This window comes from Algoriphagus pacificus, from assembly GCF_017254845.1.
GTDB classification, from domain to species: domain Bacteria; phylum Bacteroidota; class Bacteroidia; order Cytophagales; family Cyclobacteriaceae; genus Algoriphagus; species Algoriphagus pacificus.
The window spans coordinates 175051-193549 of record NZ_JAFKCU010000002.1 but is presented as its reverse complement, the minus strand read 5'-3'; the positions used below and the strand labels follow the sequence as shown (position 1 = coordinate 193549).

The following is an 18499-nucleotide window of genomic DNA, read 5'->3' as shown; positions in this document are numbered from 1 at the left end:
TCTGTCTTGTTTTTAGAATGTTAAGTTCAGATTGACCATGAATGTCCTTGCTTTAGGATAGGTAAATCGGTCGATACCGAAAGTCTGGATACCACCAGAGCTTGTTCCTGTATTGATCTCCGGATCAAATCCTGAATAATCTGTGATCACGAAAAGGTTTTGGCCAGTGACAGATAGACGGATGTTCTGGAAGGCATTACCAGCTCCAATGAGGCCTGGTCTTAGATTGTATCCCAGTGTCGCATTGTTCAATCTGAAGAAAGAGCCACTTTCCAGGTATCGGGTGGAAACCGTGTTTGAATTATTGAAAGATTCAGACGGGTACTGCACTGCAAAATCTGTGGTATTGTTGGATCGTGACAGTTGAGCTTTGGTGAAAAGCGACATGGTGGTATGGTTGTAGATTTTGTTTCCTGAAACTCCATTGAAATTGAGTCCCAAATCAAAATTCTTGTAGCTCATATTGGCGTTGATTCCATAGATAAGCTTTGGAATCGCACTTCCCACCACACTTCGGTCATTGTCGAGGATTTCGCCGTCACCGTTGATATCCACAAAACGGTTCAGCCCATTTTCTGCAATACCATCAAACTGCAGCATGTAGAATGCACCGATTGGCTGGTTGTTGATGTACCCGTTGATTGTTGCGCCGGTCTGCCCTGCACCTTGCGCTGCACCTGTAGTCAAGACGGAATAAGGGGAATCCCGAACTTCATTTTGGATATAAGTGATATTACCGCCGATGGTATAGGAAAAAGCAGACTGTGCGTTGTTGCTGTAGTTCAAAGCCAATTCCACTCCACTGTTGTGGATTTTCATGTCTTCGATATTATCCCAATAGGTAGAAGTAGGCTGAACTGGATCCGCAGGAACTACCTCAAGCAAAATATTGGATGACACCTTGTTGAAATAATCCAAAGTACCTGTCAAGCGATAATCCAAGAAGGCAAAATCCAACCCAAAGTCAAACTGGGTAGAAACTTCCCACTGCAAATCCGGATTTGCCAAACGGGTGAATACAATTCCGTAAGGATAATCATCAAGTGAGTTGCCATCGGTATCTATTGGATAGGTATTCAAGCTTCCTGATCCAGTCGCCAAACGATCTTCTGAGAAGCTAGCCTTGGTGATTTTGGAAGGGATTTCCTGATTTCCGGTTTGTCCCCAGCTGGATCGAAGTTTCAGATTGTCAATACCTGAATTTGCCATGAAAGCTTCTTTGCTCAGATTCCATCCGAGGGCAAAGGAAGGGAAGTAACCGTACTTGTTGTTGTCACCAAACTTGGATGAACCATCAGCTCTGATTGTCGCAGTGAACAAATACTTATCGTTGTACACGTAATTTAATCTACCAAAGAAGGATTGCAGTTCATTTTTCACAGCTGAAGCACTGACCGTAGTTGGAAATTCGCTGGTACTGTTATGATCCTGATATCTTGGTTCGATATTGTTAGCAGCAAAACCGGTGGCAGAAGTACTTCTGAATTCCTCCAGAAAAGACTGATACGAGTGACCTGCCAAGGCAGTAAAATTGTGCTTGTAATTATTCCAATTGTAAGTCAGGGTATTTTCTACCAAGCTGTTGGTGTTGGATGCAATCAATTCATCTAGTGTACCCAGTGAAATATTGGATTCATTTACTACATCTGTGAAAGGGATGTACTGCTGGAATCTGTTGGTATTAGAGAAATCCACACCAAGATTTAGCTTGTAGGTAAGACCGTCAAAGATTTCAAAAGAGGGAGAGATTGTACCCAAAATCCTGTTGTTTACCGCATCATCTGAATATAGCTCATATCTTTTCAGCGGATTCAGGTTGTTGGTATTTAGGAGCGTAGGTTCGCCGTTAGTATATGCAGGAATCGTAGGATTCAGGTAAAGCATATCACTAATCGTAGATCCGATGCTTGGTCTCAAATTTTTGGTGTAAGAAGCTGTCAGGTTGTAATCTACAATCAAGCGTCCCTCAAATGCCTTCTGGTTCATATTCAGCTTTCCAGAATAGCGGGACAGGTTGCTGTTTTTCAGGATACCTTCCTGATCTTGATATCCCAGTGAGGCGAAGTAGGAAAATTTCTCAGAGTTAGCTCCACTCATTGAAATGCTGTAATCCTGTGAAAGTCCTACCTGAGTCAATTCATCCTGCCAGTTGGTGTTTCCATTAAAATCTTCCAAAGCACCCCCTACTGCAACTACCTGACGACGAAACTCATCAGCGCTGAACACATCGATTTGATTTGACATTTTAGACCAGGCAGTGGATGCGGAGACATTGACTTGGGAGGTTCCGGACTTGCCTTTTTTGGTGGTGATAACGATCACACCATTTGAAGCCCTTGATCCGTACAGTGCAGTTGCACTAGCATCTTTCAACACATCGATGCTCTCGATGTCGTTTGGATTAAGGAAGGTGAGTGGATTGGAGGAAATCCCAGTGCTGGTGTTGTCCAAAAGAAAACCATCCAATACATAGAGTGGCTGGGTTCCAGATCGCAAACTTCCGATACCCCGGATGATCACATTTTGATTGGCACCCGGCTCGCCACTTGTCGAGGTAATGTTAACACCGGCTACTTTGCCCTGTAGGAGATCTACAGGATTGGTGATGACTCCACGGTTGAAGTTTTCACTTTTCACTGAGCCAATAGCTCCTGTCACGTCGGAACGCTTTTGCGTACCATAACCGATTACCACCAATTCATCTAATTGAGTAGCATCAGGCTTAAGTTGGATGTCAAAGACAGATTTTCCTGCTACTGGTACCTCTTGAAGAATGTAGCCCACATAAGAAATCTGCAAAATTGCATTCTCATTGACATCAATAGAAAACTTACCCTCAAGATCCGTAACCGTTCCATTGGTAGTCCCTTTTACCAGGATAGTTGCTCCGGGTAGAGGAATCCCATCTTCGTCTTTCACCGTACCGGAAATAGACTGGCCTTTGGGAGCTAGGTTTAGCTTTGCTTCCTTCCCAAAATCCTTGGCTGCCAGGTGCGTAGGACTCGCACTCAAACCTGCCAACATAACCATACAGGCAGATGCTTGCATGATTTTAGATAAACGTAAATTTAAAACCATATAAATAATTGTTGGATAGTTAAAAACACTTTTATATAATTAAGAGCAAAGAAACTTTCATAGCTCTTTTCTAAATCCAAATCAAAAGTAGATTTTAAAACATGTATATCTGTTAAGGAATTTTTAGGCTTAGATTAAATAAAGAAATATAATTTTTTAGCTATTTTTTCTCTAAAATTTAGAATAATCGGAAAAGATGAAAATGCTTCAAATCTCAAAAAAAAATACCTAAAGAGGACTATTACGAGGTTTTAGAGCAGTTTCAAGAAAATAAAAAGTAAAAATGATCTGAGTTTTTTAAGAAAAAACCTGCTGTTCATTTATTTCATTAATTGATTCAAAGAATTTTAAAAACATGAAATTATATAGAACAATATAACTTTATCTATAGGACTATTTTAAACTATAATACAAAGGTTAATTTATAATAAACCAGTTCTATCGATTTATATTGATTCGTAATGATTTGATAAAATTAAAACAACAGAAAATACTTTAACCTATCTCTTGCAAGTTTTTGGTTCCAGTAAAAAACCATCTATCAGTATTTATGAAATCCTGCAAAAAAATAATTACTCAAAATTGTCTACAGATTGGGAAATAGGTTTGAGCGTAATAAAAATTCTAAAACCTGATTTTTATCATTGGAAGAGGAATGGGGATAGTTTAGGTTTCGATTCTCTAAACAATTCACCCATGAAAAATACTGCTCAGTTTGGTCGAATCTCCCTTTTCATTATTTATTTCTGGTTTGGGATTTTAAAAGTAATCGGAATCTCACCCGCTGAGACACTAGTCGAAAACCTATTTAATCAAACCTTAGGGATTTGGATAGACTTCCAAGCCTTTTGCATGGGTTTTGGACTCTTTGAATGTGCCTTAGGCCTACTTTGGCTAGTTCCTAAGTTCAGCAAAACAGCATTGTACCTTATGCTTTTCCACATGGGTACTACATTCTTACCAGTTTTGGTATTGACGGATGAAATTTGGCAAACCTGGTTTACTCCTACTCTAGTTGGTCAATACATCATCAAAAATCTAGCTCTGATTTCATTGGGGATTTTCATCTTCAAAACCAAAGAGCAGATAGCTCCTGAAATTGAAGAAAAACCAATTCTCAAAGTCTATAACCCTCAAAAGGAATTAGCTTCCTAAAAATAAAGCCCGATTACTCGGGCTTATTTATTTAGCTGAAATCAAATACTATTGGTTGATCCGTCTCTTTGGAGATTTTTAAATTACCCATTGAAATCTTCTTTCCAGAAGTCGTATCAATCAGGTTTACCCGAAAGGTGTCCTCGGAAAAGACCTTCGCCAAATGGTTTGTTTCTTTCAATCGAATGGCATATTCCAATTCATTTCTTTTCTCATTGAAGATTTCCAAAACAGGGTTTTTCGCTCCCTTGACCTCAATCATGGGTAAAAAACCTTTCGCTTTTCTAGCATAGTTCTCTTCTTGGGCTATCTCAATCGGCCAACCTTCATATTGCCCAGCTGGATTTGCAATCGGATCCACATTTCTAGGCCAGCATTCGATTTTCATTTTCCTCGCTAGCTTATCAAAAGTAATGATCCCATATCCCGTTCCCCTGTCATAAATCCGTGATGGCTCAAAACCTGTTTTGTAAGGGTTTGCCACCGCATGGATAGTCATTTTATTGCCGAAGCCATCCAAAAAGTCTCCCGTATACTTAGCTTTTCCTGGGATAGGCTGATGATCCGAAGGAACCTGAGGCCACCATCTTCTCGGCCATAAATTATTTAAGGCAGGGCCTGCAAAGGCAAATCCTGAATCACGGAATTCATCCACACCATAATGCACCGTACTCGCCAAATGCTGATCCCCGGCAATATGGAGTGCAAAGGCTTTTCTTATCGTTCTCAGAGCCTCATCTCTTCCTTTTTGAGGCCAACCGTTGGAATCCATATCGGAAGTTGGAGCATCTCCAGGCACATATTCTCCTTTTTCCGGAATTGCCAAACTCGGAACTATCTCATCGATAATGCTCCCTTCCGGCAAAGTGGCAACTGTGCAGAAATTTGTCTGAGAGCAAACTGCTTTCATCTGAATTCCATCATCCCAATGAGAAACCCAATGTGTTAAAAACTCCATTTGCCTTTCGCCTAAAAGCTCGGCTTCTATATCGTAGTATTTCCTGATGTCAAAATCTCTGTTTTGAATAAAGCCATTTTGGACTTTCGCCTCCTCGGGTAAAACTTTCTTAGGTGCTGATTTGAATTTTCTGTCCTCCAAAATCGCAAAACTCACCCCTCCATAATTCCAATCGGTGTAATACACATTGATTCCTTGCTTGACTGGGCGGGGATCATAAGGATCGGGCAAATGGCTTGTCTGAGTAGCCTGAATCATATTCACCCATTGAGGGGACATTTTGTAGCCACCTTGATCTTGGGCCACATAACCCCAACCTTTATCTGTTGGTGCATGCTCTCCTCCCATTCCCCAGACATTCCCATGATACACATCATGATCGTCGGGAATAAAAGCGGCAGGAATTGTTCTGAAAATGTTTCTATAAGACCATCCGAACATGTACCACTTTCGCAGATAATCCAGACTGGATTTCTCAATTCGATCGGTTTGAATGCCGAAACCACCTGTTCCTTCATAAAACTGATCACCAAGAAACAAGGCCATGTCGGGTTGATGCTTATTGACATGAATGGAAACTTCCTCATCCGGAAATCCGTGATCTGCATTGCAACTGAAAACAGCTACCTTCAAGTCTTCCTGAGACTCGGGCTCCTTCGCGATCTCACCATAATAGTCAAACTCCTGAAGTTTGTTTTTCAAAGGAATTTCCAAATGCACCCGATATGGTTTGGTTTCCTGAATTGCCCAATCTTGAATTCTAAACTGAGCAATTCTTCCCAACGGATCGATATCAGCAGTTTGAATAGTCTCCCACTCATTTCCTCTCTGAAGCTGCAAAGAAATCTTCAAACCTTTGATTTCCTCAATTGGCGCCAATTGGGCAGTCATTTTTAGAATTCCTCGATGCAGAGTGTATTGGGCAAAGCAAATCGGGCCAAAGAGTTGGTCTGCATGCTCAGTTATTTTTTCACCTTGGAAAACCCAATCTGAAAAGGCAGCCAAAGGGGCATCTACTGTAGAATCGTTGGGACAGTGACAAACCAAAGCGATATTCCCTTGCAAAGTCTGGGGTTCAACTCCTTCTTGGCTCAATGAAACTGAAGAAGTATTTCCTTCTGTTTTCCCATTTAAAATAAGGACATAAGCACCCGCTGAATACTTGGCTTTTAGCTCAAGAGATATTGTTTTACTGAGATCCAGGGTTTCTTGACTTACCTTGTCTCCTATAGAAAGCTGTCCTTTTCCATTGATCCCAACGTCCAGCCCTTCTCCAAAAACAGCTGCTGATCGATAATCTTCAAACCTACCTTTTGCTCCAAGTCTAAAACCTGCATAGACTTTCTCATTCCCTCCGAGAGAAGAATTAGCCCAATCAATTTTCACCGTTTGCTCAAAATTGGCCAGTTCAGCTCCAAGCTGATGGGTCAAAATATGCAAAGACCGATTTGGAGCAGCGATAACACATGTAGCCTTTCCTTCGATGATTTCCCAATCCTGCAATCTATTCCCCCAAAATTCAGGGCCAACCCATTTCATATCTGGCCAGTTTTCCCAATTGCTTTTAAATGCCTGTTCTTGAATACCGAGAAATTTTTTGATGCCGGTAAATCCTTGTGGTAAGAATAAGGGAGAAAAAGTAGTGAGGGCCATTGCCTTGACAGCAGATCTTCTTTTCATGGTGTTTGGGTTATTTGCCTGCAAATTTTGACTCAGCAGGAATCATTCAGGTTGATTTCTATGAAAGGATTCAATTTCGGACTTTTTGATTTAAAAAATGGTAGGTATTTGATTCAAAAAGCGGGTTTTAACTTGTCTTATACACTTACTCCTCCAAAAACAAGTGTTCGAATGACCCTATAAAATCAAGATTAAAAGTCCTTCATATTGGTCAAATTCATATAAATCCTTAGCTTTTAAAGCCTTAACAAAAAACCCAGCATCTATGAAACCAACCTCTTTCAGATTTTTAAAAATTCTAATTTTTAATCTGGCAGTTTTTTCAATTCTCTGCTCCTGTAAAAATGAATCGAATGAGAAAATCCTTCCTCCCGAAATAGGAAAAAAATCCATTTTGAAAGACTATGTAATGGGTCCATCACCTGATTTTCATTTTGAAGTGGTCAGAACCGTGGCAGGCGAAGATTATGATTTCCATGTGCTCAGAATGACCTCTCAGAATTGGCTGACCTCGGATCAAGTGGATCAAACGGAATGGTGGCACTGGGTGTCCATCGTGGTGCCAAGAGACACTCCTTTTGAAACTGGGATGATGTGGATCGGAGGAGGTAGTACGAATACAAAAATGCCCGAAAAACCCGATGAGCTGATTCTTGCAGCGGCAACCCAGACAAATTCCATTGTGGCTCAAGTTCACAACATTCCCTTTCAACCTCTAAAATTCCCTGGAGACACGGTCGAGAGAACTGAAGACGCCATCATTGCTTATGGCTGGAGAAAATTCCTCGAAGGAGGAGCCAAAGATGAAGATGCAATCTGGCTGGCAAGACTCCCGATGACCAAAGCTGTCAAACTGGCTATGGATGCTACCTCGGAACTGGTCAAAACCATGTATCAAAAAGACCTGAAGAATTATGTTGTGGCAGGAGCCTCAAAACGAGGCTGGACTACTTGGACGACTGCAGCGGTGGATGATCGGGTTGTAGCAATAGTTCCTATCGTCATTGACATGCTCAATCTGGAACCTTCTTTCCAACATCATTGGAAAAATTATGGTTTTTGGGCCCCTGCGGTTGGAAATTATGTAGAGGAAGGAGTCATGGAGTGGATGGGCACACCTGAGTTTGACAGGCTTTTGGAGATTACAGAGCCATATTCCTTTGCGAAAGAGATGAAACTTCCAAAGCTTTTGATCAATGCCGCAGGAGATCAGTTTTTCCAACCTGACAGTTGGGAGTTTTATTGGAAAGATCTCCCAGGTGAAAAGCATGTGCAGTATGTTCCGAATTTTGGACATGATTTGAGTAAATCAGATGCCTTGCCTAATATGATTTCATTTTATGCTTCGATTTTGAATCAAACAAAACGACCGGATTATGACTGGAAGATCGAAGGTGATAAAATCATATTTGATGCAGATCCAAATAACTTACCGATCTCAGTAAAAATCTGGACCGCAACCAATGAAAATGCAAGGGATTTCCGTGTAGATGTCTTTGGTCCAAACTGGACAGCTATGGAGCTTCCTTCACAACAAGATGGTCATTACGAATACCAAATGACCGAGCCTGAAAAGGGCTATCAGGCTTATCTTATGGAGGTAACTTATGCTGGAGAGACTCCATTGAAAGTAACCACAGGGGTAGAAGTACTTCCGACAACTTACCCTTTTGAGGAATTTAAATCTCCTAAGCTAAAGGCTGAAACCTCAAATTGATACTCGATGAAAAATCTTTTGGTTTTAAGCACTTTGTTCTTCCTTATTCAAACAACTAATCTTATGGCTCAATATTCTGCCAACTACGATGAAAGCAAAGTTCCACCGCTGATCTTGCCTGACCCTTTTGTCAGCGATAAAGGAACTCTGATCCAAAACATCTCGGATTGGGAGAATATCAGAAGACCAGAATTATTGGAGATATTTCGAAGGGAAGTTTATGGTTCAATTCCAAAAGATTTTGATTTCATTTCTTTTCAAATAGTCTCTGAAAACCAAAATCCTTATCCTGATGAGGCTGAACTTAAGGAAATAGATATTTCAGTGACAAGAAATGGGGAAACTCATACGATGAGATTGAACCTATTTCTTCCTAAATCCCAAAAAAGTGCAGCACCGATTGTGCTTTTGATCAATTACAAACCAGCGGATCCAGCAATTGGTTTGGTTGAAGAGGGCTTTTGGCCAGTGAAAGAATTAATAGCAAAAGGATTTGCAACGGCATCTTTTCATGGCGAAACAGTGGCTCCTGATGATCCTGAAAGGTTTACTGAAGGAGTCATTGGCAAATTGTATCCTGAGGAATTAGCAAAAGAAGATGGGATGCGAACCTTTGGCGCCTGGGCTTGGGGAGCCATGCGGGCGATGGACTATTTTGAGACTGAACCAAGAATCGAAACCAAAAAATCGGCTATTGTTGGGCATTCCAGAGCAGGAAAAACAGCACTTTGGACAGGCGTAAACGATTCCCGTTGGGCGGTGGTAATCCCAAATGAATCTGGCTGTGGTGGGGCGGCTATTTCAAGAAGGAAATTCGGTGAGACTGTGAAAATCATCAATACTGCCTTTCCGTATTGGTTTAATGAGAATTTCAAAAAATACAATGATGCAGAAAACACTTTACCCATTGATCAACATATGCTGGCCATGTTGGTGGCTCCACGGGCTCTCTATTTTTCCAGTGCGCGAGAAGACAGGTGGGCAGATCCAAAAGGTGAATATTTGTCCATGAAATTAGGAAGTCGAGTCTATTCAGAGATTTATGGAAAAGAGGTTTCTTTCCCCTTGGAATTCGAAAAACTGGAGAAACCAATTATTCAACATTATGCAGGTTACCATATTCGAGAAGGGAAACATAATTTAACCCTAGAGGACTGGGACCATTTTATAACATTCATGGAGTTGAACTTCTCTCAACAAGAATAATAATCAGGTAAGTACAAGACAGTATATACAAGTTTTCACTGCTTTTTGGTAGTTTAAACCTGAAATTGACCTATTTAAATCCAAAACTTTTATGTTTTATTCGATCATCTTCTTTTTAGCTCTGATTACCAACCAACAAATAGATCCCATTGAAAAGCCTCAAGTGAAAATTCTAAAATCAGAATTTATCTATGAAAGCGCTCCCTTTCCGTCATGTCATGCTTCCACGCTATTAGAAACTGAAGATGGAATTTTGGCATCCTGGTTTGGAGGTTCTTACGAAAGACATCCTGACGTTAGTATTTATACTTCTCGCTTGAAAAATGGCAACTGGTCAACTCCTGAAATGGTAGCTGATGGAGTGGAAAATGAGGTTTTCAGAAACCCGACTTGGAATCCTGTTCTTTTCAAAACCAATGATGGAAAGACAGTCCTTTATTACAAAGAAGGACCAAATCCAAGAGAGTGGTGGGGACTTTATAAAACATCTGAGGACGAGGGTAAAACTTGGTCGAAAGCTATTCAAATACCTCCTGGCATGCTTGGTCCTGTAAAAAACAAACCCATAAGTTTACCGGATGGGACAATCCTCTACGGCAGCAGCTTCGAAACAAATGGCATTTGGAGTATGCATATAGAGACCAGCGACCAAAACCTTGAAAACTGGAAGAAAATTGAAATCGATAATGGTACTTTTCATGCCATTCAACCGACAATCTTACAGTATCCAATCGGCAAACTTCAATTATTGGCCAGAACGCAAGAAGATGTAATTGGGTCTACTTGGTCCATGGATGGAGGAAAAACCTGGTCAACAGTAGAATCCACTGGCTTGGTTCACAATAATTCCGGAATCGATGCTGTGACTTTGAAGAGCGGAATTCAATTATTGCTTTGTAACCCAATTAAAGACGGTAGAAATAAGCTTTCACTCATGATGTCCATTGATGGCATTAATTGGGATGAAATTTATGTTTTGGAAGATCAACCGAAGGGTGAATTCAGTTATCCTGCCATCATTCAGGCAAAAGACGGTTCTGTTCATTTGACCTATACTTATAATCGGGAAAAGATTAAATACGTTTCTCTTACTTTGGAATAACCCAATTACTATTCGACATATGTCATTCCCAAAACCTTTTCGAGGAATTATTCCTCCCATGATCACTCCGCTTCATCCTGATTTCACCGTAGATGAAAAGAGCTTGGATCTACTGATAGAGCATATTATTTCCGGTGGTGTTCATGGGCTCTTTATATTGGGGACAACAGGAGAATTTGCGAGCATCAATTCTTCTGAGAAAAAGAAATTGATTCAAATAACTTGCAAAAAAGTCAATTACAAAATACCCGTTTTAGTGGGTATTACGGATTGCTCCTTTCAGGAAAGTTTGGATTTGGCAGCTTGTGCAAAGGAATCCGGAGCTGATTTGGTGGTTGCCACTACTCCTTTTTATATGAATGTGGGACAAGACGAACTCATCTACTATTTTTCGAAATTGGCTGATGATGTAGAATTACCGCTTTATCTCTACAACATGCCTTCCCATACTGGAATCTCCTTGGCTTTGGAAACTGTGAAAGCATTAGCTGAGCATCCAAACATTATTGGGATCAAGGACAGTTCTGGAGATCAGAAATACTTTGAAAGTCTCTGCGATACATTTAGAGAGTATCCTGAATTCACTGTTTTGGTTGGTCCGGAAGAAATCTTGCATGAAACTATGAATATGGGCGGACATGGCGGTGTCTCAGGAGGGGCGAATCTTTTTCCAGCTTTGTATGTGAGCCTTTATGAAGCCATAGAATACCAGGATAAGGAAAGGATAAACGCACTAAATGAAGCTGTGCAGTTCCTCAGCAAGAATATTTACAGCCATGGCACTTACCAATCCAATTATTTAAAGGGATTGAAAGCAGCCCTTTCTTTCGAAGGTTTGTGTCAAAATATCTTGGCTTTGCCTTTAACTGCCTATAATGAATCGGAGAAAGCAGCTTTGAAGGAAAAGTTTGAAGCAGTGAAAGCGAAAGTATCTGAAGTGCTTCAGTGATTTTACAGGAATTCAATTCCATCAAAGAAAAAACCTGACGGATTGGTCAGGTTTTTTCATTTTATAGTACTTACTTTTCAAGCACCTTGATTGTTTCTGTGCCTTGATGGACTTGTCCATATCTATCTGTTGCCACCACTTTCACTTGATGTTCTCCAGCTTTTAAGCCAGATGGAATTGCTATACGCCACAAATGATTGCTTTGAACGGGATTTGAAGGTCTCTTACCATCTAACAATTTATCAGTAGTATCCCATTGATATAAATACTGTAAATAAGCCGGATCGTAATCTTCCACAAAGGTCATTGGCCTCATCTCTCCACCGTCGATACTGATCATTACCTTATCACCTTTTGACCCCATGAAGAAATTTGCAAATATTCCTGCTGTGGTCGGTTTGCCCATTTCAAGAACTTTCGGAGCAAATATCTCAAGTTGATATTCACTGGATTTCCCAGCCACTTGATAATTTACTTTGTATTGATTTCCCGAAAAATGTATCAAAGCATATCCTTTTGGAGTCCCATCTCTCATCGTTGAAACTGGAATTCCTTTTTCATCTAACACCCCTTTATACCAATCCCCTGAAGTGGTTCCGACATTGTAATGGTGATGGGGTTTTTCGCCTTTCCAACCCTCTTCAGCAGCAAAATAGGCTTGCTTTTGAAAGTGAGTATGCGCTGAAAGTGACAAAGTATATGGAAATTCTTCAAGCATATCAAAGATCTCCTGCCTGTCTTCATCTCTAAATGAATCTCCTTGCTCAAAGAATGGTATGTGCATTGAAATAACAATCAGGTGATCTTTTGGCACAAATTTCAGATCATTCCGAAGGAAATTCAACTGATCTGGTCTCAATCCTCCCCAATAGCTTTGGCCATCACGAGGATCCGGCCAAAGTATGTCATCGATAACTATAAAATGGACTTTCCCTACATTGTATGCATAGGTATTTGGTCCAAAATGAGCTTCAAAGGTCTCATCAGAAAGCTCATCAGTTTCCACATCAAAGTTTTCATCGTGGTTTCCCATGACATTGTACCAAGGAATTCCAACCTTTGAAACTGCCAGTGAGTAAGGAGTAAAAAGGTCCAGGTCATTTCCTACCAAATCTCCCAGCGATATTCCAAAAGCAACATCCTTGATTCCTTCCACTTCTTTGACAACACCCTCATCAAAGAAACCAACTTCTTCCAAAGTATAGGGTTGAGGGTCACCGAAGATCAAGGCAGTAAAATCATCTTTTTCTTCCTTCTTAGTCAAACCAAAATTGATCTCCTTAGGAAGCTCACCGGTAGGAGCTGATCCAGCATATTGCAGCTTAGGAGAACCGGATGGCTTATGGATGTAATAAAACTGAGGTTTATTCAAAGAATCGAGGGGAACACTGTATCCAGAAGGTTTTACAAAAAAGAGCAACTGCCCATCTTTGATTTCGATCTCGTAATAGCCCTTCTCGTCTGTTTGGACTACCTGCTCTCCATTTGACACACTGACTCCAGGTATTCCGGCTTCCTTTCTTTGCTTTTTGCCATTTCCGTTGCTGTCCTCATAGATATAGCCTTTAGCAATTTCCTGAGCCTGAACAAAGGAGGATACTCCTACAAGTCCAATTACAAATGCGATTTTGATTAGTTTTTTCATTTTTCCCACCAGACTTTAATATTGATATCATCTCCGCCCATTCGAGCTACGGCAGATTCATAATTTTCAGGATTATTGATTTTTGAACTTACAGGATATCTGAATCTTACTGGCATCTGCTTGTTATTTACCATTCCTTCATTTTTAGGCAAAACAGGAAATCCTGTTCTTCTGTACTCAAACCACTGTTGGTAGTCATTGAAATACAAGCCAATATACTTCTGAAGCATGATCCTTTCCAATGTACCGTCGTAAGCAGCTTGTGGATTTTCAAAATATCCTTCCTGTATCTCTACTCCCCACTGCTCCATGGCTGCTTTTACTCCATTTTCGTAGTGACCCTTTGCATCTGTGCTGATTATCCCCCTTTGGGCCAATTCAGCTTTTATAAATTCAACTTCAGAATAAGTCAAAATCAAAGAGATCATTGGTGCTTGAACCAAAGCGATGTTGTGATTGCTCGGAATAAACTGAAATTGGCTTTCATTCCCGTCAAATCCGCTAGGAATCCCCTTGTATCCAATATAAGTTGTCCCATCCATTTCTCGAGCTCTTGTCATGAATTTCTCTCTACGGGGATCATTCAACGCATTCAATTGATCTGCAAAAAATTCAGAAATAGAGCGAAAAGTTGTGAAATCTATCGCTCTTCCCCATGGAGACAAGTTAGGCGTAACACCGGTAATCTGGAGAATTGCAGATTCGGCAGTATTGGTAAATACTGGATATTCTGTGGGATTATTTACCATCGATGCCAACTTCTGGAATGAATTCATTTCAGTCCTATTAGATATCCTTAACAACAATCGCATATGAAGAGAATTACAGAATTTTCTCCACTTTTTCACATCGTTGTGAAATAAGATATCATCCCCATAAATCATGGCTTGGGAATCATCAAACAAGTTGTTTGCCTGTTCTAAATCTTCTAAAATCTTCAGGTAGATGCTTTCCTGCGTGTCAAATTTAGGTTGAAAAAGCCCTTCCTCACCTTTACTGGCTTCTTCCATAGGAACATCTCCGAAGCTATCAGTCAATTGGCTTAATGTCCATGCTCTCAAAGTCAATGCGATAGCTTGATAATTGACATCTTCATTTTTAATGGAAGCATCTTCCATTTCCTTGATATTGATAAGCCATCTGTAGTAAGTGTTCCAGGTGGAATTCCCTGCAGATTCACTGATATCATAGCGATGAATACCTCCAGTGGAGCTTGGAAAAGGCAGGGCTACCTGCATAATCTGGAAGGTGAAAGCATCTGCTCTATCTGTATTAAAACTAGCCAGCTCATAAATAATCGGATTCAGCAGCGTACCTGGGCTAATCTGATCGATTCTATTAGGATCAGTATTTATTTCTTGGAAATCCTCTGTACAAGAAGTCACTAGTAGCATTCCCAAAAGGAGTATTAGAATATTATTTTTCATCAGTTTCAAGGATTGAATTAAAATTTGAGAGTGAGGTTAACACCCATAGTTCTTGGGGTTGGAAGTTGTCCCATTTCCACCCCTGGAAGTAAGGTTCCACCATTTAAAGCTGCCGTTTCAGGATCAAAAATCGGGAACTTGGTCAGCATGGCGAGGTCTCTTCCATATAGGGCAATTGATGCCTGTCTGATACTAGTATTCTGAAGTATTCTTGCAGGAATGCCATATTCAAAACGAAGCTCTCTGAGTTTGACAAATGAAGCATCAAAAGAATTGGATTCTACATTGGCTCTGCGGTAAGCCTCTCTGTAATAATCCGCGATATTTACTTCTTTGGTATTTGGAGAATAAGTACCATCTCCATTATCAACCACACCATCTCCGATTATGAATCCGTCTTCCCGGCCTTTTAGAGTATGCTCCAATTTACCCTGCTCAGTCATCTTGTGATGTGTCTGAGAATAAACTATTCCACCATACTGTCCATCTAATAGAACTGACATTCTCAGATTTTTGTAAACAAATTCATTTCTAAATCCACCTTTCCATTTGGCATAAGCATTCCCGATATATTGGATTTCCTGAGGTCTTGCAGGGAGTCCATTACTTCCATAGACAATTTCTCCATCTTGGTTTCGGACAAAGCCAAACCCATAGATATCCCCGGTAGTCCCCCCTACTTTTGCAATGATGGATGCATTTCCTCCATTTCCGATGACCTGACTCCCATCCACTTCATCAGGTAGAGAGATTACTTCATTTTTGTTTTTTGCCCAGGTAATAACTGAGTTCCACTGGAAGTTGGCTTTTTTGATTGGACTGCCATTCAGGACTAGTTCAACACCATAATTTCTTACTTTCCCTGCATTTAGAATTGCAGAAGAGAAACCTGTGGTAATATCAACCGGAACTTCCAAAATCTGATTTTTGGTTTCTGTCAAATAATAGTTTAAATCCAAGCCTAACCTTCTCTGGAAGAAAATAAGCTCGATTCCCGTCTCGAAACTACTTGTGATCTCTGGCTTGAAGTCTACATTGTACAAAGTAGAAGGAACAGAAGCAGAGCCAGGGAAAGCACTTTGACCGTAATATTTAGACGTTCTATATGGTTGTGTATCATTTCCGACCTGAGCACCTGAAATTCTTAGCTTGGCAAAAGAAATCTGAGAAGGCAATTGGAAAATGTCTGTCAAAACAAAACTGGTACTGACAGAAGGATAAAAGAAGCTATTATTCTGAACAGGAAGGGTACTGGACCAATCGTTTCTCCCCGTAATATCCACAAAGACTTTTTCATCAAAATCCAAAGTCACCAATCCATATAATGAGTTGATCACCCTGTTGTTATCATTTGTAGTCACCACTGGGTTGTTTATTCCATTGGCCAATTTATATACCCCAGGAATCACCAAACCATCCACATAGGCACTGATGCTCCGATAATTTCTCTTCATTTGGTTTCCACCAACACTTGCCCTTAGGTTTATTTTATCTGAAAGCTTTCCATTGTATGTGAAGAGGAAATCTGAGTTTTGCTCGTAGTTGGTGATGTCTTGCTCCTTGTAATAACCCCTTTGGAAATTGGCGGTACTATAAGGTCTCTGCTGAGCTCTTTCTTCCTGACTCATGGCCAGACCAGTTCTTAACATCAGTTCAAAATGCTCATCAAATGAATAAGTCGCTGAGATATTCCCGAATACAGCATTGTTGTTCACTGAATTGGTCATTTCATAGGCAATCAAAAAAGGATTGTCTATAAAAGAACTGAATGGATGGACTTGGTCAACATTTTCCTTTCCTGATTTCCAGATTGGTCTATACCAGTCCAAATCTATACTTGGATTTTGGAAGATCATGAAATAAGCAATTGACTGGTTATTATATCCTGTGGCAGGAAGGTTGTCACTTTTCTTATTCGTATAATTTACTTTGGCATTTAGCTTCAGTTTTGCGCTTACTTGTTGGGAAGCAGAAATCGCGGCAACCATTCTCTCGAACCCGGTATTTGGCATGATCCACTCATTTTTAGTATGAGTAATCGAAGCCCTCAAAGAGCCTGTCTCATGGCTTCCATCGATGGATACATTATTGACCATATTAAAGCCAGTCCTCCAAAAGTCTTTAATATTGTTTTCATAAGGTCTCCAAGGCTGTCTTTCAGCAGACTGACCTTCAAGTGTTGGGTCGTATTGAAAATAAGATTGCCCATTGAACTTCGGCCCAAAAGCACTACTTGTTCCACCTGTGCTGGCACCATCTTCTGAGGCTCCATAAGAATAGTATAAATCTCCGTCTGAATTAAATGCTTTCCCAGTTCCCTGTCCATATTCGTATTGGTAGTCTGGCCATTTCAAGACATCGTTCATGGAGAAGTTAGAATTGACCGTGACACCCAATCCTTTTGTTTTCTTGGAACCACTTTTTGTTGTTACTATCAAAGCTCCATTAGCAGCACGGCTACCATATAATGCGGTGGCTGAAGCTCCTTTTAAAACCGTGATATTTTCGATGTCGTCAGGATTTAAATCAGCAATTCCGTTTCCAAAATCAATTGGTACATCGTTTCCAGATCCTGCACCATAAGCATTGCTTACCCCAGAGGATGTCAAACTTGAATTCAAAGGAACACCATCTACCACGATCAGGGCGAAGTTTCCATTAGGATTAAGAGAATTATCCCCTCTTAAACTGATTTGGGAGGAATTCATTGGGCCAGAACCTGCAGAAAGCACATTCAAACCAGCAACTTTTCCCCTTAATGCATCAGACCAGTTATTTGACCTCGCATCCAGCAACTGTTCTGATTCGACTTTTTGAGTCGCATAACCCAATGCTTTTTCTTCTCTTTTGATACCCAGAGCAGTTACTACCACCTCTCCCAATGTATCACTGTCCAATTGCATTCTGATGGTCAACTCAGTTTGGTTATTGATCAAAACTTCTTGCGGGTCATACCCCACATAAGAAAAAACCAAAATCTGCCCCTCTTCTACAGTAATTGAAAAATTTCCATCGATATCTGTGGTGGTACCTTTGGACGTTCCTTTCAGGATAATGTTTACACCCGGAAGCGTTTCTCCTGTTTCTGCATCGATGACTGAACCCTTAACTGAAACAGGAACAAAAACTGCGGTCTTTGTCTGTTTTGGCTCCTGATAGGTAATCGCAATGTTATTCTCGATTTGCTTAAACCGTAATCCTGCCTGGGAAGAAGCTGATTCTAAAATAGAAAGCAGGTCTGACTTTCTTTTATTAAATACCAACTGCTGTGTCAGTTCCAATTGGCTTTCGTATGAAAACCGGATGGTAGACTGATTTTCAACTTGGTTGATGAACGAGCCTAGACTAAGTTCTTGAGAACTAAGAGAAATCTGGATCTGATCCAATCTCTGGGCATTCGCTCCATCGGCGAACACCAAGGATTGTGCCCAGCAGCTCAAAAGGAAAACTGTAAATAATCTCATGATCACAGTTTTAAAGTTAGGAGGTAGCTTTTTTTTCATAGATTTGAATTGTTCATGTAATGAATAGTGTTAGCGTTTTTTGCATGTTCCGAATGGGTCTGTTGCAGCAGATCCATTC

General features: G+C 40.5%; 10 protein-coding genes. 5 read left to right on the top strand and 5 right to left on the bottom strand.

Going from position 1 to position 18499, the window contains the following annotated elements; all coding sequences use genetic code 11:
• Nucleotides 1-12: 12 nt before the first annotated feature.
• Complete coding sequence (locus J0A69_RS07635) at nucleotides 13-3048, bottom strand: SusC/RagA family TonB-linked outer membrane protein (protein ID WP_236032725.1); 3036 nt, start codon at nucleotides 3046-3048, stop codon at nucleotides 13-15.
• A 726-nt stretch (nucleotides 3049-3774) separates the two neighbouring features.
• Between J0A69_RS07635 and J0A69_RS07630 the strand changes: the two genes are divergently transcribed.
• The gene (locus tag J0A69_RS07630) at nucleotides 3775-4233 is read left to right on the top strand and encodes a hypothetical protein (RefSeq protein ID WP_206585976.1); all 459 of its coding nucleotides are present in this window, start codon (nucleotides 3775-3777) and stop codon (nucleotides 4231-4233) included.
• 31 nt (nucleotides 4234-4264) lie between these two features.
• Here J0A69_RS07630 and J0A69_RS07625 read toward each other — a convergent pair whose 3' ends face one another.
• On the bottom strand, nucleotides 4265-6871 hold the full coding sequence (locus J0A69_RS07625) for an alkaline phosphatase D family protein (RefSeq protein ID WP_206585975.1): 2607 nt from the start codon (nucleotides 6869-6871) through the stop codon (nucleotides 4265-4267).
• Nucleotides 6872-7136: 265 nt separating this feature from the next.
• Here J0A69_RS07625 and J0A69_RS07620 point away from each other — a divergent pair, with 265 nt between their 5' ends.
• The 4 genes from J0A69_RS07620 to J0A69_RS07605 all read left to right on the top strand — a co-directional run bounded on the left by J0A69_RS07620 (nucleotide 7137) and on the right by J0A69_RS07605 (nucleotide 11845).
• Nucleotides 7137-8588 carry a PhoPQ-activated pathogenicity-related family protein gene (locus tag J0A69_RS07620; protein ID WP_206585974.1) on the top strand — a complete coding sequence of 484 codons (1452 nt, stop codon included), beginning with the start codon at nucleotides 7137-7139 and terminating at the stop codon, nucleotides 8586-8588.
• Between the two features lie 6 nt (nucleotides 8589-8594).
• Nucleotides 8595-9794, top strand: a complete 1200-nt coding sequence (locus tag J0A69_RS07615; protein WP_206585973.1) for a glucuronyl esterase domain-containing protein — start codon at nucleotides 8595-8597, stop codon at nucleotides 9792-9794.
• Nucleotides 9795-9885: 91 nt separating this feature from the next.
• Nucleotides 9886-10896 (top strand): sialidase family protein, encoded by a 1011-nt coding sequence (locus J0A69_RS07610; protein ID WP_206585972.1) that lies wholly within the window; start codon nucleotides 9886-9888, stop codon nucleotides 10894-10896.
• 19 nt (nucleotides 10897-10915) lie between these two features.
• Nucleotides 10916-11845, top strand: a complete 930-nt coding sequence (locus J0A69_RS07605) for a dihydrodipicolinate synthase family protein (protein ID WP_206585971.1) — start codon at nucleotides 10916-10918, stop codon at nucleotides 11843-11845.
• A 70-nt stretch (nucleotides 11846-11915) separates the two neighbouring features.
• On the opposite strand, the gene J0A69_RS07600 is transcribed toward J0A69_RS07605, so the two are convergent.
• From J0A69_RS07600 to J0A69_RS07590, 3 genes are read right to left on the bottom strand one after another with little or no spacing between them, the layout of a single operon-like run.
• Complete coding sequence (locus J0A69_RS07600; RefSeq protein ID WP_206585970.1) at nucleotides 11916-13490, bottom strand: calcineurin-like phosphoesterase C-terminal domain-containing protein; 1575 nt, start codon at nucleotides 13488-13490, stop codon at nucleotides 11916-11918.
• Entirely contained in the window at nucleotides 13487-14917 is a 1431-nt protein-coding gene (locus tag J0A69_RS07595; protein WP_206585969.1) for a SusD/RagB family nutrient-binding outer membrane lipoprotein, read from the bottom strand. The genes J0A69_RS07600 and J0A69_RS07595 overlap by 4 nt, the downstream gene beginning before the upstream one ends.
• A gap of 17 nt (nucleotides 14918-14934) precedes the next feature.
• On the bottom strand, nucleotides 14935-18420 hold the full coding sequence (locus J0A69_RS07590) for a SusC/RagA family TonB-linked outer membrane protein (protein ID WP_206585968.1): 3486 nt from the start codon (nucleotides 18418-18420) through the stop codon (nucleotides 14935-14937).
• Nucleotides 18421-18499 lie beyond the last annotated feature (79 nt).

Bases quoted from the DNA above. Each gene is read 5' to 3' on its own strand.
- J0A69_RS07615 (WP_206585973.1), top strand. From the start codon at position 8,595: ATGAAAAATCTTTTGGTTTTAAGCACTTTGTTCTTCCTTATTCAAACA.
- J0A69_RS07590 (WP_206585968.1), bottom strand. From the start codon at position 18,420: ATGAAAAAAAAGCTACCTCCTAACTTTAAAACTGTGATCATGAGATTA.
- J0A69_RS07625 (WP_206585975.1), bottom strand. From the start codon at position 6,871: ATGAAAAGAAGATCTGCTGTCAAGGCAATGGCCCTCACTACTTTTTCT.
- J0A69_RS07605 (WP_206585971.1), top strand. From the start codon at position 10,916: ATGTCATTCCCAAAACCTTTTCGAGGAATTATTCCTCCCATGATCACT.
- J0A69_RS07595 (WP_206585969.1), bottom strand. From the start codon at position 14,917: ATGAAAAATAATATTCTAATACTCCTTTTGGGAATGCTACTAGTGACT.
- J0A69_RS07600 (WP_206585970.1), bottom strand. From the start codon at position 13,490: ATGAAAAAACTAATCAAAATCGCATTTGTAATTGGACTTGTAGGAGTA.
- J0A69_RS07630 (WP_206585976.1), top strand. From the start codon at position 3,775: ATGAAAAATACTGCTCAGTTTGGTCGAATCTCCCTTTTCATTATTTAT.
- J0A69_RS07635 (WP_236032725.1), bottom strand. From the start codon at position 3,048: ATGCAAGCATCTGCCTGTATGGTTATGTTGGCAGGTTTGAGTGCGAGT.
- J0A69_RS07610 (WP_206585972.1), top strand. From the start codon at position 9,886: ATGTTTTATTCGATCATCTTCTTTTTAGCTCTGATTACCAACCAACAA.
- J0A69_RS07620 (WP_206585974.1), top strand. From the start codon at position 7,137: ATGAAACCAACCTCTTTCAGATTTTTAAAAATTCTAATTTTTAATCTG.